We start from the raw sequence: 25351 nt of genomic DNA on the forward strand, positions 1-25351 counted from the left end.
GACGGCGTCCGACCCAGGCCGCCCCGCTCAGCGCTGTTCGATCACGTGGTCCAGCAGCCCGTACTCCAGCGCGGCGCCGGCCGTGAAGATCCGGTCCCGGTCGGTGTCCGTGCGCAGCGTGCCGACGCTCTGCCCCGTGTGCCGGGAGAGCGCGGCCTCCATGTCGGCGCGGATCCTGACCACCTCGTCCGCCTGCAGGATCAGGTCCGGGATCGCGCCCCGGCCCTGCGCGGCCGGCTGGTGCAGAATGACCCGCGCGTGCGGCAGCGCCGCCCGCTTGCCCTCGGCGCCGGCGGCCAGAAGCACGGCGCCGACGGCGACCGCCTGCCCCACGACGGTGGTCGACACCGGCGACCGGATGTAGCGCATCGTGTCGTAGATGGCCATCCCCGCGCTCGGGTCGCCGCCCTCGCAGTTGATGTAGAGCTGGATGTCGCTGTCCGGGCTGCTCGACTCCAGGTGGATGAGCTGGGCGATCAGCGCGTTTGCCACACCGGCGTCGATCGCCGTGCCGAGGTAGATGATCCGCTCGCTCAACAGCTGCGAGTAGACGTCCATGATGCGCTCGCCCCGCGGGTGCGCCGCGATGACGTTGGGGATCGTGTAGCTGCTCATCGCGCGTCCCCCTCGGTCGTCGCCGTGCTGAACCCGGTCCGGGCGCGCTCCCGCGGCCGGATGCCGTCGAAGCCGCTCACGATCGTGTCGATGAACCCGAACTCCAGCGCCTCCTCGGCCGTGTACCAGTGGTCGTGCAGCGAGTCGTCGAAGATGCGCTCTACCGGCTGCCCGGTGTCCTCCGAGATCAGGCGCAGCACGGTGTCGCGGGTGTGCCGCAGGTCGTCGGCCTGCAGCTCGATGTCGACGGCGGTGCCCGCGATCCCCGCGGACCCCTGATGCATGAGCACGCGGGCGTTCGGCAGCGCGCGGCGCTTGCCGTGCGTGCCCGCCGACAGCAGGAACTGGCCCGCGCTGTAGGCGATACCCAGCACGAGCGTGGACACGTCGTTCGGGATGGTGCGCATCAGGTCGCGGATGGCCAGCATCGCCGGTACCGACCCGCCCGGTGAGTGGATCCAGAGGTCGATGTCCGACGCCGGGTCCTCCGTGGCCAGCGCGATCAGCTGCGTCATCAGCAGCGTGCCGTTGTCGTCGTCGAGCGGTCCGTCGAGGACCAGGACACGCCGCTCGTACAGGTCGCGGCGGGAGCGTTCGCCGAACTGGGGCGCCTTCGGTGATTCGGTCATGCGCCCACCGTGCCCCGGCGGGCAGCCCTCGGGGAGGCGGATCTGCCCTCAGCAGCACTGCTCAGAGCAGCGAGCGGTCAGTCCGTGATCCGCAGGGCGAGCGCGAACCGGACCGGCCGGTCGGCCGGGACGGCGCGGGCGACGTAACGGACCCACCAGGTGTCGTCCCTGGGGTCGGGTTCGACGGCGACCAGGTCGGCCTCCGCCTGCACCACCGCCCCCATTCCCGGCAGCGCCCAGCGGTCCGCCGCGAACCCGGCCGGGTCCAGGCCCGGGGCCCGGACCTGGAACGCGAGGGCGAGGTCGCCGCCGCCGTGCCCGGTGCAGGTCAGGGCCAGCGACTGCCCATCGGCCCGGGCATCGACGGTCAGGTCACTGACCAGCCGGATCCAGCCGACGTCGGCAACTGGTCCGGCATCGCCGTCGTCCGCTCCGCCGTCGTCCGCTCCGGACCCGACCGCCCAGTGCACCGTCGCCGGGTGGAACTGGTCGGCCAGGTTCCCGCGCTCGCCCCCGACGTCCTCCGCGCCGACCAGCAGCTGCTCGCCGACCCACGACGTGGCGACCCGGCATGGGTCGCGCACGATCACCTGGTCCACCTGCCGCTCGCCGCGGAACCCGGTCAGGTGGGCCAGGGCGTCGTCCGGCACCTCGGCGCCCAGGACGGCGACGACCGGGCCGAGCGCGAGGTCCCACGCGTGCCGGAACGGCCGGCCGGTCTCCGGGAACGGCGCCAGGTCGCGCCCGACGGCCGCCCAGATCCACAGCCCGATCCCGGAGGCGTAGTGCCGCAGGTCCATGCCGTAGCTCCGGTCGTAGGGTCCGGCCAGGTTGCGCAGGTCCGCGTGGTAGTGCCGCGCGGTGTCCTGCCACAGGCCCGCCTCCATCTCGGCGCCGGCGGACCGCAGCAGGGGCTGGTGCGCGTACCGCCGCCACAGCGCCAGTGCGTACAGGTCGATGCCGTAGTAGGTGGGGGAGTTGTACTCGTCGAACGTCCCGTCCACCCGGAACCGCGCGAGCACCTGCTCCGCGAGCCGCAGCGCCGGCGCGTCCCAGGCGGGCTCGCCCAGGCGGACGGCGGCGTCCTGCAGCAGGAAAGCGGTCATGAGCGCGATGTTCGTGTAGCTCGGGTCGACACCGCGGGCCAGCGTGCCCTCGACCGCCAGCCGCAGCGCGGCGTCGACGCGGCGGCCCAGCTCGCCGTCCAGGGCCTCGGGGAACTCGGTCGCCACGATGACCAGCGTGGTGCCGATGAACTCGCGCCAGTTCGGGTCGTAGTCGCGCCACTCGACGGACTCCGTCGTCGGGCGCTGCTCGTGCGGACCGCGCAGCCACGTACCGTGGAACCGCTCGCCCGGGGCATCGAGCTGGTGGTCCAGGACGCGCCCGAGGGCCTGCCGCGCGCGGTCGAGGTCCGCTTCCGCGGCGTCGTCGGCTGGGTCCGCACCGGAGCGGGCGGGCAGGTTTCGCACGAGCAGGCCGAGCGCGTACCAGCCGGTCTCGCGCACCATGTGCCCCACGGGCGCGCCGCCCCCGCCCCCGGGCTCCTCCGGTGCGCGCAGCAGGCCGGCCTCCGGGTCCCACTGCTGGTCCATCCAGTCCAGGGAGCGTGTCGTCAGGTCACGGGCATGGCGAGTGAGCCGTTCGTGTCGCATCGCCCGCCAGTATGTCGCGGCTGTGCGTCAGGGGCGGTCCGTCTCGCAGGGCGGTCCGTCGTCGCCCCTGGCTAGTGTGACGGCATGCACCTGCGCACCGACGACGGCGTCCGCCTCGATCTCACCGAATCCGGCCCCGCCGACGGCAGACCGGTCGTGCTGCTCGCCGGGTTCAAGGCGGCTGCGGCCTCCTGGCGCTTCCAGGTCCCCGCGCTGGCGCGGGCGGGCTACCGCGTGCTCGCCGTCGACCTCCCGGGGCACGGCGCCACCGAGCCGATGGCGCCCGGTGCCACCATGCGGCGGCGCGCTCGCGACGTCGGCGCCGTGCTGGAGCAGCTCGACCTGCGCGACGTGACCCTGGTGGGCGGCTCGATGGGCGGCAACACGGTGTGGGCGTACGTGGCCGAGCGCGGCACCGCGCGCCTGCGCAGCGTCGTGATCGTGGACCAGACACCGAAGATGCTCAACACCGCCGACTGGCCGTACGGGTACTACGGCTACGACGAGTCGAACCGTGACACGTACTTCGCGGCCGGCCCGCCGCCCACCGGGCACGGCAGCTCCGTCTGGCTGCGTGGCATGCGCACCCTGCGCCTCCTGCGGGCGATGGCCGGCGGCTCGCGCACCATCACCGACCCGGAGCTGGAGGTCCTCGGCGACCACGCCCGCGCGGACTGGCGGCCGGTGATCGCCCGGTGCGACGTGCCCGCCCTGTTCGTGGCGGGCGCCGAGAGCGAGCTCTGGCCCTCCGGCCACGCCGCCGCGGCGGCCCGGATCGCGCCCCACGGCACGGCGGCGGTCATCGCGAAGGACGGCCATGCCGCCAACATCGAGCAGCCCGCGGCCTTCAACCGCGGCCTGCTGGAATTCCTGGCCAGGTAGCGCGTGCCCTGGCGCCGCTGGGGTCAGGGGATCAGCCGGTCCGCGATCTCGAGGGTGTCCTCGGTGAAGTGCCCGTCGTCGCGCACGACGAGCGTGCCGCCCAGCCGGTCGAACATCGCGCGGCCCTGCTCGGCGTCGCAGCCGAACTCGTCCGTGACGGAGTTGAGGAACACCAGGTCCCGGGCGTGCGCGCGGATCGCGTCCCAGTCGTAGGACTCCTGGAGCACCGGCTCCGGGCCGGGGTTCGGGTTGGTCGAGTAGCCGCCGACCAGCACCGCCTGCGCAACCGTCACGTCGAGGTGTTCCAGCAGCGCGAGCAGCAGGGCTGCCCCGCCCGAGTGGCCCACCAGCACCGTGTCGGCGTCGAAGGTGTGCGCGTCCAGCACGGTCGGCAGGAACGTGGCGACCGGCTCGACGTTCGTCCCGGGGTGGTACGGCGTCTCGACGTCGTACCCGCGCTCCCGCAGGCGGTCCGCGAGCCACGGGTACCAGATCCACTCGGGCCTGGCGTTGGTCCCGTGGAAGATGATCGCCCTGCGTCCCATCAGCTCTCCTTCGTCGCGGGAACGGACGGGTGCGTCCGTTCCGGGGCGGACGCTACCGCCTCACCCGGCTGCATGACCGGGTCGACGGCCAGGTTGACCTGGTCGGTGTAGAGGCAGACCCGGTGTCCGGCGTCGAGCACCCGCTGCGCGACGCCGGCCACGAGTGCCGCGGCTGCGATTTCGGGTGGTCGGCAGAATGTCACGTGGTCGGTATTCCGAGTTGCCGACCACCTGACCTTCTGCCGACCACCCACCAGTTGCCGACCACGCCGCGCCGCAGTCCTCAGCGGACCAGCCGGACCTCCAGCAGGTCCGTGTCCGGGTCGGTGGCCGTGACGCCGTCGGGCAGGAACCCGGCGCGCTGCAGGAACTTGCGCGCCCGCGGGTTCGACGCGAACGTCCAGACCTGGGCCGACGTGCCGGGCGGCAGGATGTTCTCCAGCAGCGCGTGGCCCACGTTCGTGCCGTGGAAGGCCGGGTCGACGTACAGCTCGTGCAGCTCGACCGACTTGGCCGGCGGCTGCCCGAGGTGCGGGCCGGACGGGTTCTTCATCGCGAAGCCGACGATCTTGTCGCCCACCTCGGCGACGAGCGCCTTGTTGCCGGCGGCCAGGATCCGCATCCACCCCTCGGTCCGGGTACCGAGGGTCTCGGTGTTCCAGTGCTCGGGCGGCAGCAGATCCTCGAACATCGCGCGCCGGGTGGTCCAGTGCACGGCGGCGATGCCGACGGCGTCGTCGGGGGTCGAGGCGCGGACGTGGAAGTCAGACATGGGGGGAACGGTAACCCGACTACCTGACCATCCGGACCTCTGCGAGGTCAGCGGTGCTCGTGTCGACCACCCGGGCGCCCTCCATGACGAACCCGTTGCGCTCGTAGAAGCGGCGCGCCCGCGGGTTGTCCTCGGCGACCCACAGCTGGGCGGGGGTCCCGGGCGGCACGACGGCGTCCAGCAGCGCCTGCCCGACGCCGGTCCCGTGGTATGCCGCGAGCACGTACAGCAGGTAGAGCTGCCGGGCGCGAACAGGGGCGACGTCCTCCTGCTCGACGGCGTCGCCGGCCATCGCGATGCCGACCACCTCGCCGTCGGCGTCGGCTACCACGGGCGCCGCGCCGTTCGACAGCCAGCGCTCCCAGGTCGTGACGCGCCGCTCGAGCGTGGCCGTGGCCCAGAACTCGGGCGGGAGGATCGCCCCGTAGGTCGTGACCCAGGTGGTGTGGTGCACCTGGGCGACCGCGGCGGCATCAGACAGAGTGGCTGTGCGCAAGATCACGACGCGAAACATACTCCCGCGCCGGGGTGTCCGATGACACGCGGCCGACCCGCGGATCAGCCCTTGTGCAGCGTCCCCACCAGGCACTCCTCGACGCCGACCGCCGACAGCAGCCGGGACGGCACGGTCGCGAGCCAGCCGACGGCCTCGTACGCCGGCACGAGCCGCACGTCCTTGACGACGAACTCGGACCCGCCGCGCGTCAGCCGTACCGTGCCGGCGCTCATCGTGTTGCGGGCCCAGTCGGTGCCGGAACCCCACGGCAGCGGCAGCACCGCCAGGACCTGCTCGTCCGGCCGGGCCGCGAACGAGACCAGGGGAGTGCGGTACTCGGCGCCCGATCGACGGCCCACGTGGTGCAGGACCACCCACGGCGGGACCCGGCCCGCCACCCGGAGCACCCACGGGTTGAGGACCTTCGCTGCCTGGACGACGAAATCTGGTGCGGCCATGGCTCCCATCATGGAACAGGTCGGCGCATCCGTCAGCCCAGGAGGGGGATCCGTCCGCGGCCGGGCGTCAGCCGCGCTCGAAGGAGAGCACCGGCCGGCCCGTCCGGGGGTGGCGCAGCACGTCGACCCGCACGCCGTACACGGGTTCCAGGACCTCGGGGACGAGCACCTCGCCGACCGGCCCCGCCGCGACCACCCGGCCGTGGTCGAGCAGCACCAGGTGGTCACAGGTCGCGGCGGCGAGGTTCAGGTCGTGCAGGGCGGCGACGACCGTCACGCCGTCCGCCGCGAGGTCCCGCAGCACCCGCATGGCGTGCAGCTGGGCCGCGATGTCCAGGTGATTGGTCGGTTCGTCGAGCAGCAGCAGCCGCGGTGTCTGGGCCAGGGCCCGGGCCATGTGCACCCGCTGGCGCTCCCCGCCGGACAGGGTGCCCACCTCGCGGTCCGCGAGCTCCTTGGCGCCCGCGGCGTCCAGGGCCGCGTGCGCGGCCGCACGGTCCGCGTCGGAGTCGCCCGCCAGCAACGAGCGGTGCGGGATGCGGCCCAGCAGCACCGCGTCGAGCACCGTCAGCGGCAGGTCGGTCGTGGCGTCCTGCTCCACGAGGGCGAGCACGCGGGCGCGCTCGCGGCGGGGCAGGGCGGCCAGGTCGGCGCCGTCGAACTCCAGCGACGGTCCGGAGGCCGACGACGGCGCCGCGTCGCCCGACCCGGCCCGGCCCGCCTGCTGCGCCCCCGCCAGCACCCGCAGCAGGGTGGACTTGCCCGACCCGTTCGGCCCGAGCAGCCCCGTGACGGCGCCGCCCGGGGCGAGCACCCCGACGTCGTCCAGGATCGCCCGGGAGCCGATCTCCCAGAACACGCCGTCGGCCGCCAGCCCGGCGCCCGGCGTTCCGGGGTCCCGCAGACGTTCGTCACTCACCGCTGGTTTCCCTTCCACAGGAGGAACGCGAAGACCGGGGCGCCGATCGCCGCGGTGACGATGCCGACCGGCAGCTCGCGTGGCTCGAACACGGTGCGGGCCAGGGTGTCGGCCCAGACCAGGAACGACGCGCCCGCCAGCGCGGACAGCGGCAGCAGCAGCCGGTGCCGCGCGCCGGTGAACAGCCGCACCGCGTGCGGCAGGATCAGCCCGACGAACCCGATGGACCCGCTCTGCGACACGAGCGCCCCGGTCAGCAGCGCGACGCCGATCAGCAGGATCCAGCGGGCGCGGTTGACGGGGACGCCGAGGGCGGCGGCCGCGGTGTCGCCGAACGTGAACGCGTCGAGCACGGACCCGGTCAGCGCCAGCAGCGTGCCGAGCACCAGGACGGCGCCCCCGGCGATCGCCACAGACGTCCAGGTCGCCGATGCGACCGAGCCCATCAGCCACGACAGCACCTCGCGGAACGCGTCGCCCTTGGCCGACCAGAAGACCACGAACGACACCGCCGCGGCGCAGAGCTGGCTGATCGCCAGCCCCGCCAGGACCGTGCGGGTGGGGGTGATCGTGCCGAGTGCCCCGGCCAGGGTGAGCGCGAGGGCCAGCGCACCGACCGCCCCGGCGAACGCGGCGACCGGCAGCAGCAGCGGCACGCCGGCCAGCAGCACCAGCACGGCGCCCAGCGACGCACCCGACGACAGCCCCAGCAGGTACGGGTCGGCGAGCGGGTTGCGCGTGAGCGACTGCATCACCGCGCCGCACACCGCCAGGCCGGCCCCGACCGCCGCCGCCGTGAGGATCCGGGGCATCCGCAGCTGCCACACCATGCCGTCGCGCAGCGCGGGCAGCGGCTCCAGGCCGAGCAGCCCGCCCAGCCCGAGGTGCGTCGCGACCGACCGGCCGACCTCGGCCAGGGCCATGTCGGCCGGCCCGATCGTCACCGCGACGCCGACGCTCAGCACCAGAACAAGCGCCGCGACGGGCAGGGCGAGCACGCTCCCCGGCCGTCTCGGCCCGGCGGGCACCCGCACGGCGGCGCTCACAGGCCGAGCTCGGCCAGCTGGTCCACCACCGAGGCCACGGCGTCGACGTTCCGCACACCGGCCTCGGTCGCCGGGAAGGGCACGATCACGTACCGGTCGCCCCTGACGGCGCTCATCTCGCGGGTGGCGGGGTTGGACTCCAGGGCCTCGATCTTGGCGTCCGCGCTGTTCCAGGCGGCGTCGACCAGCACGATCACGTCCGGGTCGGCCTCGACCACGTTCTCCCAGCCCAGGGACGTCCAGGTGTCGTGCACGCCGGCCGAGACGTTGGTCAGCCCGGCCGCGTCCATGATCATCTGGGGCGCGCCGATGCCCGCGCCCACGTACGGGGTGTCGTCGCCCGAGGACCACCACAGCGCCGTCAGCCCGCGGTCGTCGGGCTCGATCGCGTCCAGCGCCGCCCGCTGCCGGGTGACGAGCGCGGCCGCGGCGTCGTCGGCGTCGAACAGCGAGCCGACCTCCTCGATCTCCGCGAACACCGTGTCGAAGGTGAGCGGGTCCGGCATGTACCCCTCCGCCTTGCAGGCGGCGGGAGAGACGTAGGTGGCCACGCCCAGCGTGGCGAGCGTCTCGCGGTCGCCCGCGGTCTCGGCCGTCAGGTTGGACTCCCAGCCCGCGTAGACCAGGTCGGGCTCCAGGGCGAGGGTCGCCTCCGACCCCGGCGCCTCGTCGGCGAACGGCTCGTCGACGGCGGGCACGGACTCCAGCGAGTCTGGCACCGGCCCGTCGAGGAACGCCGACCCGACGATCCGGTCACCGAGGCCGAGCGCGAGCAGCATCTCCGTGGTGGACGACTTGATGGTCACGACGCGCTCCGGCGGCGCATCGACCTGCGTCTCGAACCCGCAGTTGTCGAGCGTGACGGGGAAGCCGCCCGACGCCGGGGACGCGCCCGCGGCGTCGGCGGTACCGGGGGCGGAGGCCGAGCAGGCGGCAAGGGACAGGACGGCGGCCGCGGCGAGCGCGGGCAGGGCGTACTGACGGGACGGACGGACGCGGGGGTTCACGCGGAGTCTCCAGGGGTCGACGAACAGCCCACGGCGTGGATGCCATGGGTGCACAGCGACGCGCCATCTCGCGTCCGGTGGGAAAGCGGCTCACGACGAGAGCCGCGTCGGCGGGCCAAAGTGTGGCCCGCGACCCGGCCGCCACATTACACCGGCTGATCTGCGCGTCCCGGGCGCTTTCGCTCTCGGCGTCGGGCACCCGGTGGACCGGCAATTTCGCCCTCGACCGAACGTTGGTGCGTCTTCGACTCGGGACCGACACCGTGGGAACCGTCAAGCTCCACGAATCCGGATGACCAGGGGAGATCCGATGGGACTCAACGCCAGGAGACGTGCCCGACAGTCGGCCGCAATGGCCGCCTCAGCACTGCTCGTGCTGAGCATCTCGACGAGCACCGCAGCTGCCGCGGCGGCGCAGGAACCGGGGAAGGGAAGATTCTGCGTCGTCGAGATCGAGAAGGCGGCGGACGGGGGCAATTCCCCGGTGAAGTCGCAGACGTGCAGCGACGATCCGACCTCGGCAGCCTTCGTGGCCGCCGACAGACCCGATGTGCTGCTCATGGAGTGGTTCTGGAACGCCTACAACAGCCCGCCGCACATCACCCGGATCATCGTCTCGGGGGAGGACGGCCCGTGCGACTCCTCCGGGTACCGGCTCGGCACGAACATCATCTGGGACAACGAGATCTCCGGGTTCTACACCTACGGTCAGTGCCACGAGGTCACTGCGTACGACGGCTACAGCCAGGACGGCGACAGCGCCTACTGGTTCAGCTCGGTCAGCGACGGACCTGACGTCGACTACGTCGGGGCGTTCATGAACGACCGGATCAGCTCGTTCTGGATCCGCCGCTGACCGTCGACCTGTCCGGCCGGCCCCGCCCGCGGACCACCCCGCGGGCGGGGCATCGACGAGGTTAGGGTGCCGACATGAGCGACAGCACCGCCCCGCAGACCGGCCCCGAGACCACCACGACCCGGCGAGCCCTGGTGACCGGGGCATCGTCCGGCATCGGCGCCGCCACCGTGCGCCGCCTGCGCGCCGACGGCTGGCAGGTCGTGGCGGCCGCGCGCCGCGCGGACCGGCTGGAGGCGCTCGCGGCGGAGACCGGCTGCGAGGTCTACGCCGTCGACCTGACCGACGACGACGCCGTGGCCGCCCTCGCGGAGCACCTCGCCGCGACCGGCGGGCTGGACGCCGTGGTGAACAACGCGGGCGGCGCACTGGGGCTGGACCGCGTGGAGGACGCCGACATCGACGGCTGGCGCCGGATGTACGAGATCAACGTGCTCGGCACGCTCCGCGTGACCAAGGCCGTGCTGCCGCTGCTGCGGGAGGCGGGCGCCACCAAGGGCGTGGCCGACGTCGTGAACATGACCTCGACCGCCGCCCAGGGCGCGTACGAGGGCGGTGCGGGATACACGGGCGCGAAGCACGCCGAGCACATGCTGTCCCAGACGCTGCGCTGGGAGATCGCGGGCGAGCCGGTGCGGGTCATCGAGGTGGCGCCCGGGGCGGTGGCGACCGAGGAGTTCTCGCTGGTCCGGTTCGGCGGCGACGCCGCGAAGGCCGCCGCCGTCTACGAGGGCTACACGCCGCTCGTGGCCGACGACGTCGCAGACATCGTGGCCTGGGCCGTGTCCCGCCCCGACCACGTCAACATCGACCTGGTGACGGTCCGGCCGCGCGCCCAGGCACACAACTCGAAGATCGTGCGCGGCACCGGGATCTGAAACCGCCGGCAGTTCTTACGAGATCGTCATGATCTTCGCCGGGGCTCGGCCCGCACAGGAAGCCGTGCCAGGCTGAGCCCATGACGCAGGAAACCGAGAGCCCGGCCGCCCCGCAGGCCGACCGCTCACCGGGCGACGCGGGCTGGGCGGCACTGGCCGGGGTGCTGGCCGGAGGCGCGGGGCTCGCCGTGGCAGAGCTCGTCGCGGCCGTCGTGGCGCCCGGCTCGAGCACGCTCTTCGCGGGCGGGTCCGCCGTGATCGACGCCGTGCCGGGCTGGCTCAAGGACTTCGCCGTCCAGTGGTTCGGTACGAACGACAAGGCGGTCCTGCTCGGGACGATGGGCGTGGTCCTGGCCCTGGGCGCCGCGCTCGCGGGCTGGCTGGAGCTGCGCCGCCCACCGGCGGGCTCGGTGCTCGTCGGGGCGGTCGGCGTGGTCGGGGCGATGGTCGCCGTCCTGCGGCCGGACGCGACGGCGCTGTGGGCGCTGCCGAGCATCATCGGCCTCGGCGCCGCGGTGCTCCTGCTGCGGGCGGCCGTCGCGCGGCTGCGCCCGGCGGCGGCCCAGCGGGCGTCGTCGACGTCGGACGGCGCGGTCGACCGTCGCGGCTTCCTGACCGTGTCCGGCATCGCCGTGGGCGTCGCCGCGCTGGCGCTCGTGGGCTCGCGCGTGCTGTCGGCGGGTTCGACGGCGGTGAGCGCCGTCCGCGAGAAGCTGCGCCTGCCGACCGCGCGCACCACGGCCCCCGCCGTGCCCGCGGGGGCCGACCTGGAGCTCGACGGCCTGACGCCGTACATCACGCCGAACCCGGACTTCTACCGCATCGACACCGCGCTGATCGTGCCGCAGCTGAACCCGCAGGACTGGTCGCTGGAGGTCCGCGGCCTGGTGGACGAGCCGTTCACCCTCACCTGGGACGAGCTCCTGGCGCTGCCCCTCGAGGAGCACCACGTGACGCTGGCCTGCGTGAGCAACACCGTGGGCGGCGACCTCATCGGCAACGCCCTCTGGCTCGGCTACCCGATCCGCGCGCTCCTGGAGCGGGCCAAGCCGCGCGCCGGCGCCGACATGGTGCTCTCCCGCAGCAGCGACGGGTTCACCGCGGGCACGCCGCTGGAGGTGCTGCAGGACCCGGACCGCGAGAGCCTGCTGGCGATCGGCATGAACGGCGAGCCGCTGCCCGTCGAGCACGGCTTCCCGGCGCGGCTGGTGGTGCCGGGCCTGTACGGGTACGTCTCGGCCACGAAGTGGGTCACCTCGCTGGAGGTGACCACCTTCGACGCCGACCAGGGTTACTGGACGCCGCGTGGCTGGTCCGCCCTGGGGCCCATCAAGATCGAGTCGCGCATCGACGTGCCCCGCGGCTCCGCGCCCGCCGGCGCCGTGACCGTGGCCGGCGTCGCCTGGGCCCAGCACACGGGCATCGCCAAGGTGGAGGTCCGGCCCGACGACGGCGACTGGGTCACCGCCGAGCTCGCAGAGACCGTCGGCCCCGACACGTGGCGTCAGTGGCACGTCTCGATCGACCTCGACGCGGGCAACCACACGCTCGCGGTGCGCGCCACGGACGCCGACGGCCAGGTGCAGACCGAGACCGAGGCGCCGCCCGCCCCCGACGGCGCGTCGGGCTGGCACACCGTGACCGTCTCGGTGGGCTGAGCCGGCTCAGCCGGGGTTCAGCAGAAGGAGTCGGGTGCCGCCGACGTCGCGGCCACCAGCAGCTCGTGGAGCTGGGCGCGCTGCTCGGGGTCGAGGGTCTCGAAGACCTCGTCCTCGACGGCACTGAGCGCGGTCTCCGCCCGGCAGAGCAGCGTGACGCCGTCGTCGGTCAGCGAGACGACGTGCCGGCGCCGGTCCTGCGGGGACCGGCGGCGCTCGACCAGGTGCCGCTCCTCCAGCTCGTTGAGCAGACCGACGATGTTGGTGCTGTCCAGCACGAGCGCCGTCGCCAGGTCGCGCTGCGTGATCTCGGTCCGGTCGCGCAGCACGGTGAGTGCCACCAGGTGCCGGGTGCGCAGGCCGAGCGGTGCCAGCGCGGACTCGCTGCGCCGGCGAAGGTGGCGGGCCAGGTAGTCGATGAGCGCGCCCGACCGGCGTACGGACTGGTCCAGGACCGGCGACTCCTCCACGGCTTCTCCTTCGTCGTCGCGACCCCGCAACTCTACGGGAGCGCGGGGTCGCGACGTGGGGAATTACGCCGTGAGCGGCGGCTCAGGCGCGGCTCAGGCGGTGACGACCGCAGGTGCCCACAGGTCGTCGATCTCGGCCTCGGCCTGGCGGCGGCTCTCCTCCGCCAGCGGCACCAGCCCAGCCATTGCGGGGTTGGTCCCGGCGAGCGTCAGCTCGGCCGTGATGAAGCGCGGCTCCAGTCCCACCATCGCCACACCGTGCGGCAGCCACGCCGTCGCGTGGTCCCAGCCCTGGCGCGGCGCGCCCTCGCCGTACCCGCCGCCGCGGGAGACCACCACGACGAAGTCGCGGCCGCCCAGCAGGCCCTTCCCGGTCTCGGGGTCGAAGGAGAGCCCGGGCGCCATCAGGTGGTCCACCCAGGACTTCACGGTGCTCGGGGCCCCGTAGTTGTAGATCGGCAGGCCGAGCAGCACGGTGTCGGCGGCGGCGACCTCACCGACAAGCTCCGAGATCCGGGCCCACGACTCGGCCTGCTCGGGCGTGTGCTGGTCGGCCGGTAGGCCACGGCTCTGGTTCGCGGCGGCATCGAAGTGCGGCACCGGGTGGGCGCCGAGGTCGCGGTAGGTCACCGTGCCCTCCGGGTGCGCGGCGCGCCAGGCGCTCGCGGCCCGCGCGGTGAGCTGCCTGCTGACCGAGCTGTCGCCCTGGATGCTCGCGTCGATGTGCAGCAGTGTTGCCATGGTCGGGTTCCTCCTGGAGGTGTCGTGTCCGGCTGATCTGGCCTCCAGGGTCAATCATTCGTGAACCACATAGTATTTCCACGGCGGGTGTGATCTGGCTCACTCCTCTTGGTGGTCGTCCCGATCGACCATGCACCTGCTGCCAAGCTCGGGCACGTCCTGGCAATGGGTGCATGGTCATTTCGCCTGGGCGCGCTGCCTGCGGCCCCGCTGGCCCGCTGTCGACAGGTATCGGGCCGGTCGGGGCGGGAGGGCCGAGCCTGGCTGCCAGCCCTCCCGCCGTAGGACCAGGGCGACCTCCCCGGCGAGGTGGCCACCCGTCACGTGGCCGGGGAAGAACCGCAGGACGATGTTCTGGCCCTCGCCGGCCAGTCCGTTCTGGCGGACGGCGTCGTGCCGTACCTGCCGGTCGGCGCCGTGGAACTCCCGCGAGTCGATCTCGACGATCAGCCATCGACCGGCGCCCAGATGCCACGCCAGATCGGCACGGCCCAGGAAGCGTCCGCGCTCGTCGAAGAAGTCGCGCTGCAGGTCGTCGGGCGCGATCCCGGCGTCGTGCAGCCGCAGCCTGGCGTGGCTCTCGGGCGGGGACTCGGCGCGGCCGTCCGCCAGCGGCAGCCAGTCGAGAACGCGGCGTGATCCTCGTCGGTTCACCAGTCGGCGCCGGATGGTGGTCAGGTCCTCCGCGTTGATCAGCCCCTGGTGCAGGGCGCTGTCCAGGCAGGCGACCGCCTGCTCGCGCGACAGCGTCGGCAGTGCCTGGACGAGCGCCTGGACGATCTCGACCACCTGGCGGCCCTGGACCTCGACGGTGGTGAGCTCGCTCGCGTACTGGCGGAACGTGATCCCGTCCCGTGACTTGCGTGCGACGCCGCCCGCGAAAGTCGCCTCGGGGGCGATCCGTCGCGGCAGACCCTGGACCCCGTGCAGCACGAGCCCGCAGGCGCCGACGGCGATCGCGCGGCGGTTGGCCAGGAGCGCCGTCCAGGCGGCGCGCAGCCGATCGACGTCGAAGAGGTGCAGGTCGCTCGGGGCCTTGCCCGTGTCGTAGACCCCGCGGGTCAGGCGCCGCCACCCGCCTCGTGCGACGAGGTTGCGCCGCGCAGACGGTCCGACGCCGACGGCGTCGCACTGCTCGGAGGACACCAGCCCGGCCTGCCTGCGCGCCAGGTCCAGCAGCGATGGTGGCACGGGCAGCTTCGGCGGCATGGGTTCAATTACAGCGGATGCCGTCCGTTGATCGCTCTTGTTGTCCACAAGTGCGGGAGCGACCATGCACCTGCTGCCAGGCCGGGTCCGGGTTTGGCAGCAGGTGCATGGTCGGTAGTTTGTCGGCGAAGGGTCAGGCGAGCGACAGCGTCGGGAGGAAGGCCTCGACGAAGTCCTCGGCCGTGTCGCCGAACTGGGTGATCGTGATGACGTACGCGCCATCTCCTGCGGTCGGCTCGATGACCAGCATGGTCGGGCCCTGCGCGTGGTCGGGGACCTCGGTGCCCGTCGGCAGCCCTCCCGCCTCGGCGGCGACGTCGAACTCGAGGGCGCTCGCCGCTCCCGTCAGCTCGAAGGGTTCGCCGTCGCCCCGCTCGGCGATGCCCGGCCAGGTCGCGCTCTCGGATCCCTCGTCGTAGTAGGCCATCCGGAGGAACGGCGGCGAGTCGGGGTCCTCCTTGCTGTGCCACATCTCCGACGTCTCGCCGGGCTCGTCCGCGACAGGTCCGCTCGTCACGATCTCGGGGGGCAGGGCGTAGGTGAGGCCCTCCAGCTCCTCCGTGTGCCACCCCGCCGGAACCTCCCGGGAAGCAACAGGATCGGAGGCCGACGCCGACGCCGCCGGCAGCAGCTCGCCCGACGTCGTCGGGCCCCCGAGGCCGAACGCAGCGCCCGCGAAGGCCGCCACGGCCGTCAGGCCGCCCCCGCTCGCGAGGAGAGCCCGGCGCGTGCGTGTGCGTCGCACCGCGACCCGGGCCAGGTCGTGCGGGTCGGCGGGAGTCGGCGGCACCACGCCGCCCACCACGTCCCGCAGGTGGTCCACCCAGCCGTCGTCGACGGGCGGGTTGCTGTCGTTCCTGGTCATGCTTCTGCTCCTTCCGAGAGCAACGTGCGCAGGCGGGCGAGGCCGCGTGCGCCCTGGGACTTCACGGTGCCGATGCTGACGCCGAGCTCCTCGGCGACGTCGGCTTCCGACCGGTCGAGCAGGTGCCGCAGCACCACCACCCGCCGCTGGCCCGGCCCGAGCTGCCGGAGCGCCCGCACGAGGCGCTCCCGCTCCGCGACCTGGGCACTGCCGTCGCCGACGGCGTCCTGCCGCGCCTCCTGCGCGCCGACCACGTCCTCCGGCGGCTGGAGCACCTCGCGGCGGGTGCGTCGCCAACCGTCGATGCGGGCGGTGGCCAGCACCTTCCGGGCGTAGGCGAACGGGTTGCCGTCGATCCGGGACCAGCGGCGGTAGGTGCGCTCCAGCGCGATCTGGGTGAGGTCGTGCGCGCGGTGGTCGTCCCCGCACAGGAGGTAGGCGATGCGGTGCAGCGCCGCGGTGTGCTCGACGGCGAAGAGCCGGAACTGCTCCTCGGCGGACGCGCCGGTGCGGACCACCGCGAACCCGGGGGCCGCCGAGGACCCGCCGTCCGGGCCCACGTGCGGCGCGGTCTGCCGGGAGGCGCGGACCGGGGGACCGGTCGCTTCGCTGATTGTGCTCATGCCCCCTGGACGCACCCCGGGCGCGATCAGGTTGCACGCAGGATCTTTCGGCTTGCCGACGCCCGGTACGATTGCCCCACAGGCATCGACCCGGCCATCACCGGTGAGCCTCCGGAAGAACAGGCGAACCCACAGCGGGAGAGCCCTACTAGACCCGGACGGGTAGGCCCGTCACAGCCGTCAACGAGCGGCCGACCGCGCCAGCGGACGGCAAGCGGGGTGGTACCGCGGCGCACCCAGGTGCGGCGTCCTCGCAGCAGAGCACCACAGAAGTCCACCTGCTGCCGAACCGCTGAACCCGCCAGGAGCCAGAAGAACCATGGCCTATCCGCTGCACCGTCCCAGCGACGCCGCCGACCCCGTGCCCGCGTCGCCCAGCCTGCCCGATCTCGAGCGCGACATCCTCGCCTACTGGGAGAAGGACGACACCTTCCGCGCCTCGGTCGAGGCCCGCCCGGCCGGCGAGAACGGCAGCAACGAGTTCGTCTTCTACGACGGCCCGCCCTTCGCCAACGGCCTGCCGCACTACGGGCACCTGCTGACCGGGTACGCCAAGGACGTCGTGCCGCGCTACCGCACCATGAAGGGGCAGCGTGTCGAGCGGCGCTTCGGCTGGGACACGCACGGCCTGCCGGCGGAGCTGGAGGCGATGAGCCAGCTCGGCATCAAGACCAAGGACGAGATCGTCGAGCTCGGCATCGACAAGTTCAACGCCGCGTGCCGCTCCAGCGTGCTCAAGTACACCGACGAGTGGCGCGCGTACGTGACGCGCCAGGCCCGCTGGGTGGACTTCGAGGGCGACTACAAGACCCTCGACCCGACGTTCATGGAGAGCGTCGTCTGGGCCTTCAAGTCGCTGTTCGACAAGGGCCTGATCTACGAGGGCTTCCGCGTGCTGCCCTACTGCTGGAACGACCAGACGCCGCTGAGCAACCACGAGCTGCGCATGGACGACGACGTCTACCAGCAGCGCCAGGACCCGGCCGTCACGGTCGGCTTCCGGGTCACGGAGGTGCCGGCGGGCGCGGACACGCTGCGCGCGGACGACCACCTGCTGATCTGGACCACGACGCCGTGGACCCTGCCGTCCAACCTCCTGGTCATGGTGGGGCCGGACGTCGACTACGCGATCGTCGAGTCGTCCTTCACCGGCACCCCGCAGCGGTACGTGCTGGCCGAGGCGCGCGTGGCGGCGTACGCGCGCGAGCTGACGGACGAGGGCAACGAGGAGCCCACCGTCGTCGGGCACCTGAAGGGGAGCGACCTGCTCGGCGCGGCCTACGAGCCGCCGTTCGCCTACTACGAGGGGCACGCGGGCGCGCACCGCGTGGTCGAGGCCGACTTCGTCACCACCACCGACGGCACCGGCCTGGTGCACAACGCGGGCGCCTTCGGTGAGGAGGACAAGCAGGTCAGCGACCGTGAGGGTGTGGAGCCGGTCATCCCCGTGGGCGCGGACGGCGCCTTCACCTTCCCGGTCGAGGAGTACGCCGGCCTGCAGGTCTTCGCGGCGAACGCCCCGATCATCGACCACCTCAAGGCCCGTACACGCGGCGCGGGTGACGACGAGGCCGGGCGGACGACGCCGGGCACCGTGCTGCTGCGTCGCGAGCAGTACGCGCACTCCTACCCGCACTGCTGGCGCTGCCGCAACCCCCTGATCTACATGGGCGTGTCCTCGTGGTTCGTCGAGGTGACGAAGTTCAAGGACCGCATGGGCGAGCTCAACCAGGAGATCACCTGGGTCCCGGAGCACATCAAGGACGGCCAGTTCGGCAAGTGGCTGGAGAACGCCCGCGACTGGTCCATCACGCGCAACCGGTTCTGGGGCTCGCCCGTGCCGGTCTGGAAGAGCGACAACCCGGCCTACCCCCGCATCGACGTCTACGGGTCGTTCGCGGACCTGGAGCGTGACTTCGGCCGCCTGCCGCTGGACGAGGACGGTAAGCCGAACCTGCACCGCCCCTACGTCGACGACCTGACCCGGCCCAACCCGGACGACCCGACGGGACAGTCCACGATGCGCCGCGTCGAGGACGTGCTGGACGTCTGGTTCGACTCCGGTTCCATGCCCTATGGCCAGGTGCACTACCCGTTCGAGAACTCGGACTGGTTCGAGCACCACTTCCCGGGCGACTTCATCGTGGAGTACATCGGCCAGACCCGCGGCTGGTTCTACATGATGCACGTGCTGTCCACGGCGCTGTTCGACCGGCCCGCGTTCAAGACGGCGGTCTCCCACGGCATCGTGCTGGGCTCCGACGGCCGCAAGATGAGCAAGTCGCTGAAGAACTACCCGGACGTCAACGAGGTCTTCGACCGCGACGGCTCCGACGCGATGCGCTGGTTCCTCATGGCCTCGCCGATCCTGCGCGGCGGCAACCTGGTGGTCACCGAGGAGGGCATCCGTGACGCCGTCCGGCAGGTGCTGCTGCCGCTGTGGAGCACGTACTACTTCTTCACCCTGTACGCGAACGCCGGGAACGACGGCGCCGGGTACGCGGCCCAGCCGCTGACGCCGGAGCGCGTGGCCGGGCTGCCCGTCATGGACCGGTACCTGCTGGCGCGCACGCGCGGCCTGCTCGCCGACGTGACCGAGCAGCTCGACGTGTACGACATCGCCGGTGCCTGCGACTCGGTGCGCCAGTACCTCGACGCGCTGACCAACTGGTACGTGCGCACGCAGCGCGACCGGTTCTGGGCCGAGGACGCCGACGCGTTCGACACCCTGTCCACGGCGCTCGAGGTGCTGTGCCGGGTCATGGCACCGCTCGCGCCGCTGCTCACCGAGGAGGTCTGGCGCGGCCTGACCGGCGAGCGCTCCGTGCACCTGACGGACTGGCCGTCCCTGGCACCCGGCTCCCGTGAGAGCGAGGTCCTGGTGGCCGACGACGCCCTCGTGGCCGCCGTCGAGTCGGCGCGGGCCGTCGTGTCGCAGACGCTGGCGCTGCGCAAGGCGAACAAGCTGCGCGTGCGGCAGCCGCTGCGCTCGCTCGTCGTGGCGGTCGCGGACCCCGACGGTGTCGCGCCGTTCACGGGGCTGCTGGAGACCGAGCTGAACGTCAAGGAGGTGCGCCTGGTCGCCTTCTCACCCGAGGTCGCGGCGTCGTTCGGCGTGACGGAGCGGCTCGCGGTCAACGCTCGCGCGGCCGGTCCGCGCCTGGGCCGCGGCGTGCAGGCCGTGATCAAGGCGGCGAAGGCCGGGGACTGGTCCAAGACCGAGGCGGGTGCCGTGGTCGTCGCGACCGCCGACGGCGACGTCGAGCTGCTCGAGACCGAGTACGAGCTGACGACCGTGGTCGGGGGCGACGCGGCTGAGGCCGGCGCCGAGCCCACCACGGCCGCCAGCGTGCTGGCCGGCGGCGGCTTCGTGGTGCTCGACCTCGAGCTCGACGACGCGCTGCGCGCCGAGGGCTACGCCCGCGACGTGGTGCGCGACGTGCAGGACGCGCGCAAGGCCGCGGGCCTCCAGGTGGCCGACCGGATCGCACTGGACCTGACGGTCCCTGCCGAGTGGGTCGCCGCCGTCGAGGCGCACCGCGAGCTGGTCTCCCGCGAGACGCTCGCGACCTCGCTCGACGTGACCGTCGGTGCCGAGCGCGCGGTGGCCGTGACCAAGGCCTGACCCGGGGTCTGACCGGAGGTCGTGAAGGGGGCCGGAGCGTCTGCGCTCCGGCCCCCTCGTGTCGCGTCCGGCGGCGCCGTCAGCGGTTGATGCGGGCGTTCCAGTTGCTCAGGATGTCCACCATCGGGATGCCGTAGACGTACGAGAAGCACTGCGTGGACACCGAGGTGTTGCCGCAGCTGCGGCGGTTGGAGCCGCCGTCGATCATGCCGCGGGCGTACGCCTCGCCGTCGATGATCGCGTACATGGGGCCGCCGCTGTCGCCGCCTCCGACCACGACGCCGCCGTCCTCCCGGCTCGCCCGGAAGCCGTGGCAGGTCTCCGTGCCGCAGCTCCAGGCGACGTCGACGGCGCGCACCTTGGCACCGCAGTGCTCGCCCGTGACGGCCCCGGAGGCGCAGATGTTCTGCCCGACGGCGGGCTCCTGCACCCCGGCGACCCGGAACCGGTAGCGCCGGTCGCCGTGGGAGGCGTTCCACGGGCCGCCGTACACGCGGCTCGCCGCGGTGCCGTCGGGCTTGATGAGCTCGGCGTCGAGCCTGGTCTCGCGGCTGGAGACCGTGCCGATGCGCTGGCCCGCGCCGTCGCGCACCACGTCGCCCACCGACTCGTTGCAGTGGGCGGCGGTGACGATCCGCTCGTGGCCCCCGGGCGCGACGATCGAGAAGCCCGTCGTGCAGTAGTCGGTGCCGTCCTTCGAGGCGATGGCGCTGCCGGCGTGCCAGGGGGAGGCGTCGTTGCGCCGGCTCGCGGAGGTGGACATGACGCCGTCGGCGACGAGCTCGACCCGGACCGGGACGCCCGCGGCTTCCGCGAGCTCCCGGTCGAGACCGGCCGATCCGGCGGCGGCCGAGTCGCGGGCGACCTCGACGACGAGCCCGGCGTAGCCGTCGTCCGGGTAGGCGGCCACGACGGCGGCCGGGCCGTGGGCCGCACGCTGGCCGTCCAGCAGGCGGGTGCTGGCGGCGTGCAGGTCCGCTCCGCTCAGGGCGGCCCGCTCGACGTCGACGGTCACGCCGTCGGCCGCTGCCGCCAGGTCCTCGACGGCCGCCGGCGCCGCGCCCTTCCAGGAGACGGTGACGCGCGCGGCGTCGTAGTCCACGGCGACACCGGCGTAGCCGGGCGCCCCGGCGAGTGCGGTGGCGGCGTGCGCGGTGTGGTCGACGGCGGCCTGCACGGCTTGCGTCTGGGCTTGCCGGCCTGGTGCCGGTTGCCCTGTGGCGGCCGGAGCCTCGGCCGCCGAGGCCTGGACCGTGATCGCGAGTGCCACGGCCGCGACCCCCATGACGATCGTGCGCTGCACCGTGCTCTTTCGTCCCATGCTGCTGGTTCCCCCTCGACGAACCCCTGCGCATCTCGTCCGATGCGGCGAAGTCATCGTTCTCGACGGGGTGAAAAGCCGCAACACACGCGTGTGGTGCGCAGCTGCAGGTCGGGGACTGACCGAGATTCAGCAGGCGGTGCGCGACCGTCCGGGGCGGGGTGGCGGTCGGCTGGGGCCTGGTGAACCCGGTTCAGCAGCAGATCTGGTCAGTCCTTGAGGCGTACCGCCCGGTTGCTGCCCATCCGGAGCCGACTCAGGCCGAGGGCCGCGGTCGCCGCCGCTCCGCAACCGAGCAGTACCCAGTTCGGGTCGTTGAGAGCGGCACCCGCGAGCGCGAGCGAGGCGACCGGGATCACGAGGCTGTTGAGGTTTCGCGCCAGCATGGACCGGGTGCTGCGACGGACCGTGACGACGGCGGCGGCCGGCAGGTCGATCAGGTGCCGCAGGGCGTTCGGCACCCGTACGGCCAGGTGCGGTGCCATACCGTCCGGTCGGGGCGGTGTCGTCGGGTCGTGCGTCAGGCCCGCCGACACGGGGGTGACCGGGTCGTGGTCGGCGACGGCGGTCACCTCGACCTCGGCCGCGCCCCACCGGACGATGACGTTGTCGCCCGAGCGGACTCCCAGCCGGGACAGTGCGACGTCCTGCATGGTCACCAGGTGCTGGTGCTCGTCGTCGGGATGGGCCAGGGCAACCCGCATCTCCTGCTCGGGCGCGAGGAAGAACCAGCGCAGGCAGCGCTCGGCCGCGGATCGCGCCCACGCGTGTGCCCTGGCCAACAGGCTCCGCCGACGGCCGGCCCGGCCCTGGCCGACGAGCGGACGGAAGAAGACCGTCTCCGAGTCGGCGGATGCCTCGCCGAACGGGGCGGTGACCGCGCTCAGGTGGTTGGAGATGCGGGTCGTCCCCGGCCGCACGTGGTCGCGGGGGACGAGCGTGACCCACGCGGCCACCCCGTTGCGCACCATGATCCGGGGGGTGGGGCTGTCGACGATGCCACGGCTGACCTGCACCTCCCCGTTCCCTGGCAGATCGTGGACCAGCGGCAGGACCCGGGTGAACGACTCAGGGTCCGGGAGCACGAGGGACACGGCGGCCGGCCCGGTGCCCAGGCCGAGGCGCTCGCTCGTGAGCCGGGTGAGCCAGAATGTCGGCGGCCGTTCGCCGTCGCCGGAGACTGCAGTGCCGGGCACGTCGCCCCAGACGCGCTCCGCCCAGGCCCATGCCGGCGTCCCGCGCCCCGCATGCAGCACCTCGACCGGAACCGGCCCGGGAGTGGTGGGCAGAAGATGGTCCGGGAGCACCACGGCGGGTACCGCGGACGGGAGCCCGGAGGGCTCGAAAGTGCCTTCGAGGCGACGGTGAGTGCTGGACGGACCGGGTTCGGGCACAGCGTCTCCTCGCACGGTTGGGTCCTGCGTCCCCGCAGGATAGGGCACCGTTTCGGCCCTGTGGCTCACCGGAACCTATCCTCTGAGGGTGGACGACTCCCAGAAGAACATGCGCAAGAACAGGCGTGGCACCAGCCGCGGCGCCGAGAACACGGACCCCGCGATCCAGGAGGCGCTGAACTCGGTCTACAAGGAGATCCTGTCCCGCGCGCCCGAGCACGACATCGACCCCACCATGGCCCGCGTCGAGCGTGTCCTCGAGCTCCTCGGAGACCCGCACCGCGCCTACCGCACCGTCCACATCACGGGGACCAACGGCAAGTCCTCCACGGCCGGCATGGTCGAGCGCCTGGTGCGCGAGCACGGCCTGCGCACCGGACGGTTCACCTCCCCGCACCTGACCAGCGTCACCGAGCGCATCGCGATCGACGGCGAGCCGCTCACCCCGGAGCGCTTCGTCGAGGTCTTCGAGGACGTCGCGCCCTACATCGGCGTCGCCGACCGCGAGTCGCAGGAGCAGGGTGGACCTCGCCTGAGCTTCTTCGAGGTGCTCACCGTCATGGCCTTCGCCGCGTTCGCCGACGCCCCCGTCGACGTCGCGATCGTCGAGGTCGGTATGGGCGGCACCTGGGACTCCACCAACGTCGTGGACGGCGAGGTCGCCGTCATCACGCCCGTCGCCATGGATCACGAGCGCTGGCTCGGGTCCACGATCGAGGAGATCGCCACCGAGAAGTCGGGGATCATCAAGAAGGACGCCGTCGCCGTCGTCGCCGAGCAGTCCGACGCCGCCCTCGAGCCGATCCTCGCCCGCGCGCAGTCCGTCAACGCGCACCTGATCCGCGAGGGCGTCGACCTGGAGGTCGTGGACCGCCGCATCGCCGTCGGCGGCCAGCTCCTCGACCTGCGTACGCCCGCCGGCGTCTACACCGAGATCTTCCTGCCGCTGCACGGGGCACACCAGGCGCACAACGCACTGCTGGCGCTCGCGGCCACGGAGGCCCTGATCAGTGGCGGCCGCGCGCTCGGCGCCGAGATCGTCGAGGCGGGATTCGCCGACGTCAAGGTCCCCGGCCGTCTCGAGCTGGTGCGCTCCAGCCCCACGGTGCTGGTCGACGTCGCGCACAACCCTGCCGGCGCCGAGGCCCTGGTGGACGCGCTCGGCGAGTCGTTCAACCTGGAGCGGGTCGTGGCGGTCGTCGCCGTCATGGCGGACAAGGACTCCGAGGGGTTCCTCTCGGTCCTGGAGCCGAGCATCGCCGAGATCGTGGTCACCCGGAACTCCTCGGAACGGTCCGCCGACCCGGAGGACCTCGCCGAGGTGGCGCGCGAGGTCTTCGGTGAGGAGCGCGTCCACGTGGCCGACCGCCTCGACGAGGCGCTCCAGGTCGCGGCGGACCTGGCCGAGGCCGACGAGACGGCCGGCGCTGCCGCTGGCACGGGCGTGCTGGTCACGGGCTCCGTGGTGACGGTGGCGGACGCGCGCATCCTGGTGGGCCGCGTCTGAGCCCATGCCGGGCACCCCGACTTGCGGGGTCGGGCGCACACGTCACCCGGGTGACCTGTGCGCCCGATCCCGGGGTTTCTGTACGTTCCGGCCCGCCGTGGTGTTACATGAACCCCAGGGGACGTGTTCGCGGGCCCGGCGCCGGCGCCGGGCCGCACAGTCCCGCGAGGAGGTCGTCGTGAAGAAGCTGCTGAACGATCCCGCTGACGCCGTCGCCGACTCCCTGGCCGGCTTCGCGCTCGCTCACGCGGACCTGGTGCAGGTCAGTACCTCACCGGTCTTCGTCAGCCGCGCCGGGGGTGCGGTCACCGGAAAGGTCGGTCTGGTCAGCGGCGGCGGGTCAGGGCACGAGCCCTTGCACGCGGGGTTCGTGGGTGACGGCATGCTCGACGCCGCGGTCCCGGGCGCCGTGTTCACCTCGCCGACGCCGGACCAGATCCTGCCCGCGATCCAGGCCGCCGACGGTGGCGCCGGCGTGCTCACGATCGTCAAGAACTACACCGGCGACGTGCTCAACTTCGAGACCGCGGTGGAGCTCGCCGAGGCCGAGGGCGTCGAGGTCGCCTCGGTGCTGGTGAACGACGACGTCGCCGTCGAGGACTCCCTGTACACCGCCGGCCGCCGCGGGGTCGCCGGGACGGTCGCCGTCGAGAAGATCGCGGGCGCCGCCGCCGCGCGGGGTGCCGACCTCGCGACCGTGCGGGCCGTGGCCGAGCGGGTCATCGCGAACGTGCGCACCATGGGCGTCGCGCTGGCCGCGCCGACCGTGCCGCATGTGGGCCGGCCCAGCTTCGACCTGGGCGAGGACGAGATCGAGGTGGGCATCGGGATCCACGGCGAGCCGGGCCGGCACCGGGTGGCCGCCGTCGGCGCCGACCAGGTCACGGAGATGCTCCTGACGCCGGTCGCGGACGATCTCGCGCTGGACGGTGGCGACCGAGTGTTGCTGTTCGTCAACGGTATGGGCGGCACCCCTCTGTCCGAGCTCTACGTGGTCTATGGTCGAGCGCGGCGCCTTCTCGAGGAGCGCGGCGTCACGGTCTCCCGGTCGCTGGTGGGCAACTACGTGACGTCCCTCGAGATGCAGGGGGCATCCGTCACCGTCCTCCGGCTGGACGACGAGCTGGAGGCCCTCTGGGACGCGCCGGTGAACACTGCAGCACTCCGGTGGTGAGACAGG

Annotated in this window: 25 protein-coding genes; 7 read left to right on the plus strand and 18 right to left on the minus strand. The window is 72.9% G+C overall.

The window, feature by feature from the left end; translation table 11 throughout:
* Positions 1-27: 27 nt before the first annotated feature.
* The 3 genes from ACH47X_RS01945 to ACH47X_RS01955 all read right to left on the minus strand — a co-directional run bounded on the left by ACH47X_RS01945 (position 28) and on the right by ACH47X_RS01955 (position 2899).
* Positions 28-615: a ClpP family protease gene (locus tag ACH47X_RS01945; protein ID WP_397400888.1), complete on the minus strand. Its 588-nt coding sequence runs from the start codon at positions 613-615 to the stop codon at positions 28-30.
* The gene (locus ACH47X_RS01950) at positions 612-1244 is read right to left on the minus strand and encodes a ClpP family protease (RefSeq protein ID WP_142033615.1); all 633 of its coding nucleotides are present in this window, start codon (positions 1242-1244) and stop codon (positions 612-614) included. The genes ACH47X_RS01945 and ACH47X_RS01950 overlap by 4 nt, the downstream gene beginning before the upstream one ends.
* A gap of 77 nt (positions 1245-1321) precedes the next feature.
* Positions 1322-2899 carry a hypothetical protein gene (locus tag ACH47X_RS01955; RefSeq protein ID WP_397400890.1) on the minus strand — a complete coding sequence of 526 codons (1578 nt, stop codon included), beginning with the start codon at positions 2897-2899 and terminating at the stop codon, positions 1322-1324.
* Positions 2900-2983: 84 nt separating this feature from the next.
* On the opposite strand from ACH47X_RS01955, the gene ACH47X_RS01960 reads away from it, so the two are divergent.
* Positions 2984-3781, plus strand: a complete 798-nt coding sequence (locus ACH47X_RS01960) for an alpha/beta fold hydrolase (RefSeq protein WP_397400892.1) — start codon at positions 2984-2986, stop codon at positions 3779-3781.
* A 23-nt stretch (positions 3782-3804) separates the two neighbouring features.
* On the opposite strand, the gene ACH47X_RS01965 is transcribed toward ACH47X_RS01960, so the two are convergent.
* The 8 genes from ACH47X_RS01965 to ACH47X_RS02000 form a co-directional block, all read right to left on the minus strand.
* On the minus strand, positions 3805-4326 hold the full coding sequence (locus ACH47X_RS01965; RefSeq protein ID WP_020016904.1) for an alpha/beta hydrolase: 522 nt from the start codon (positions 4324-4326) through the stop codon (positions 3805-3807).
* Positions 4326-4487, minus strand: coding sequence for a hypothetical protein (locus ACH47X_RS01970; protein ID WP_397400895.1), 162 nt, complete (start codon positions 4485-4487; stop codon positions 4326-4328). Before ACH47X_RS01970 ends, ACH47X_RS01965 begins: the two co-directional genes overlap by 1 nt.
* 122 nt (positions 4488-4609) lie before the next feature.
* Positions 4610-5098: a GNAT family N-acetyltransferase gene (locus ACH47X_RS01975; RefSeq protein ID WP_036963994.1), complete on the minus strand. Its 489-nt coding sequence runs from the start codon at positions 5096-5098 to the stop codon at positions 4610-4612.
* A 19-nt stretch (positions 5099-5117) separates the two neighbouring features.
* Entirely contained in the window at positions 5118-5600 is a 483-nt protein-coding gene (locus ACH47X_RS01980; RefSeq protein ID WP_397400898.1) for a GNAT family N-acetyltransferase, read from the minus strand.
* Positions 5601-5656: 56 nt separating this feature from the next.
* Complete coding sequence (locus ACH47X_RS01985; protein ID WP_397400900.1) at positions 5657-6052, minus strand: nitroreductase family deazaflavin-dependent oxidoreductase; 396 nt, start codon at positions 6050-6052, stop codon at positions 5657-5659.
* Positions 6053-6119: 67 nt separating this feature from the next.
* Complete coding sequence (locus ACH47X_RS01990) at positions 6120-6971, minus strand: ATP-binding cassette domain-containing protein (RefSeq protein ID WP_397400902.1); 852 nt, start codon at positions 6969-6971, stop codon at positions 6120-6122.
* Positions 6968-8017, minus strand: a complete 1050-nt coding sequence (locus ACH47X_RS01995) for a putative F420-0 ABC transporter permease subunit (RefSeq protein WP_397400904.1) — start codon at positions 8015-8017, stop codon at positions 6968-6970. The genes ACH47X_RS01990 and ACH47X_RS01995 overlap by 4 nt, the downstream gene beginning before the upstream one ends.
* Complete coding sequence (locus ACH47X_RS02000) at positions 8014-9024, minus strand: putative F420-0 ABC transporter substrate-binding protein (protein WP_397400906.1); 1011 nt, start codon at positions 9022-9024, stop codon at positions 8014-8016. The genes ACH47X_RS01995 and ACH47X_RS02000 overlap by 4 nt, the downstream gene beginning before the upstream one ends.
* Positions 9025-9376: 352 nt before the next feature.
* Between ACH47X_RS02000 and ACH47X_RS02005 the strand changes: the two genes are divergently transcribed.
* The 3 genes from ACH47X_RS02005 (at position 9377) to ACH47X_RS02015 (ending at position 12416) form a co-directional block, all read left to right on the plus strand.
* Entirely contained in the window at positions 9377-9880 is a 504-nt protein-coding gene (locus ACH47X_RS02005) for a hypothetical protein (RefSeq protein WP_397400908.1), read from the plus strand.
* A 74-nt stretch (positions 9881-9954) separates the two neighbouring features.
* On the plus strand, positions 9955-10758 hold the full coding sequence (locus tag ACH47X_RS02010) for an SDR family oxidoreductase (RefSeq protein WP_397400910.1): 804 nt from the start codon (positions 9955-9957) through the stop codon (positions 10756-10758).
* Between the two features lie 80 nt (positions 10759-10838).
* Positions 10839-12416 (plus strand): molybdopterin-dependent oxidoreductase, encoded by a 1578-nt coding sequence (locus ACH47X_RS02015; RefSeq protein ID WP_397400912.1) that lies wholly within the window; start codon positions 10839-10841, stop codon positions 12414-12416.
* A 17-nt stretch (positions 12417-12433) separates the two neighbouring features.
* On the opposite strand, the gene ACH47X_RS02020 is transcribed toward ACH47X_RS02015, so the two are convergent.
* The 5 genes from ACH47X_RS02020 to ACH47X_RS02040 all read right to left on the minus strand — a co-directional run bounded on the left by ACH47X_RS02020 (position 12434) and on the right by ACH47X_RS02040 (position 16324).
* Entirely contained in the window at positions 12434-12886 is a 453-nt protein-coding gene (locus tag ACH47X_RS02020; protein WP_397400914.1) for a MarR family winged helix-turn-helix transcriptional regulator, read from the minus strand.
* A 93-nt stretch (positions 12887-12979) separates the two neighbouring features.
* The gene (locus tag ACH47X_RS02025; protein ID WP_397400916.1) at positions 12980-13627 is read right to left on the minus strand and encodes an FMN-dependent NADH-azoreductase; all 648 of its coding nucleotides are present in this window, start codon (positions 13625-13627) and stop codon (positions 12980-12982) included.
* 177 nt (positions 13628-13804) lie between these two features.
* The gene (locus ACH47X_RS02030; protein WP_397400918.1) at positions 13805-14836 is read right to left on the minus strand and encodes a type IV toxin-antitoxin system AbiEi family antitoxin domain-containing protein; all 1032 of its coding nucleotides are present in this window, start codon (positions 14834-14836) and stop codon (positions 13805-13807) included.
* A 133-nt stretch (positions 14837-14969) separates the two neighbouring features.
* Positions 14970-15701, minus strand: a complete 732-nt coding sequence (locus tag ACH47X_RS02035) for a hypothetical protein (protein ID WP_397400920.1) — start codon at positions 15699-15701, stop codon at positions 14970-14972.
* The gene (locus ACH47X_RS02040; RefSeq protein ID WP_397400922.1) at positions 15698-16324 is read right to left on the minus strand and encodes a SigE family RNA polymerase sigma factor; all 627 of its coding nucleotides are present in this window, start codon (positions 16322-16324) and stop codon (positions 15698-15700) included. The genes ACH47X_RS02035 and ACH47X_RS02040 overlap by 4 nt, the downstream gene beginning before the upstream one ends.
* Positions 16325-16643: 319 nt before the next feature.
* Between ACH47X_RS02040 and ileS the strand changes: the two genes are divergently transcribed.
* A complete protein-coding gene (gene ileS / locus ACH47X_RS02045; protein WP_397400924.1) occupies positions 16644-19949 on the plus strand; it encodes an isoleucine--tRNA ligase in 3306 nt (1101 codons plus the stop codon).
* Positions 19950-20028: 79 nt separating this feature from the next.
* Here the strand turns inward: ileS and ACH47X_RS02050 are convergent, their stop codons facing one another.
* On the minus strand, positions 20029-21270 hold the full coding sequence (locus tag ACH47X_RS02050; protein WP_397400926.1) for a hypothetical protein: 1242 nt from the start codon (positions 21268-21270) through the stop codon (positions 20029-20031).
* Positions 21271-21479: 209 nt separating this feature from the next.
* Positions 21480-22664, minus strand: coding sequence for a hypothetical protein (locus ACH47X_RS02055; RefSeq protein ID WP_397400928.1), 1185 nt, complete (start codon positions 22662-22664; stop codon positions 21480-21482).
* A 109-nt stretch (positions 22665-22773) separates the two neighbouring features.
* Between ACH47X_RS02055 and ACH47X_RS02060 the strand changes: the two genes are divergently transcribed.
* Both ACH47X_RS02060 and dhaK read left to right on the plus strand, forming a co-directional pair.
* Positions 22774-24171 (plus strand): bifunctional folylpolyglutamate synthase/dihydrofolate synthase, encoded by a 1398-nt coding sequence (locus tag ACH47X_RS02060; protein WP_397401506.1) that lies wholly within the window; start codon positions 22774-22776, stop codon positions 24169-24171.
* A gap of 178 nt (positions 24172-24349) precedes the next feature.
* Positions 24350-25345 carry a dihydroxyacetone kinase subunit DhaK gene (dhaK, locus tag ACH47X_RS02065; RefSeq protein ID WP_397400930.1) on the plus strand — a complete coding sequence of 332 codons (996 nt, stop codon included), beginning with the start codon at positions 24350-24352 and terminating at the stop codon, positions 25343-25345.
* Positions 25346-25351: the final 6 nt, after the last annotated feature.

Source organism: Promicromonospora kroppenstedtii (assembly GCF_044389675.1).
Classification (GTDB): Bacteria; Actinomycetota; Actinomycetes; order Actinomycetales; family Cellulomonadaceae; genus Promicromonospora; species Promicromonospora kroppenstedtii.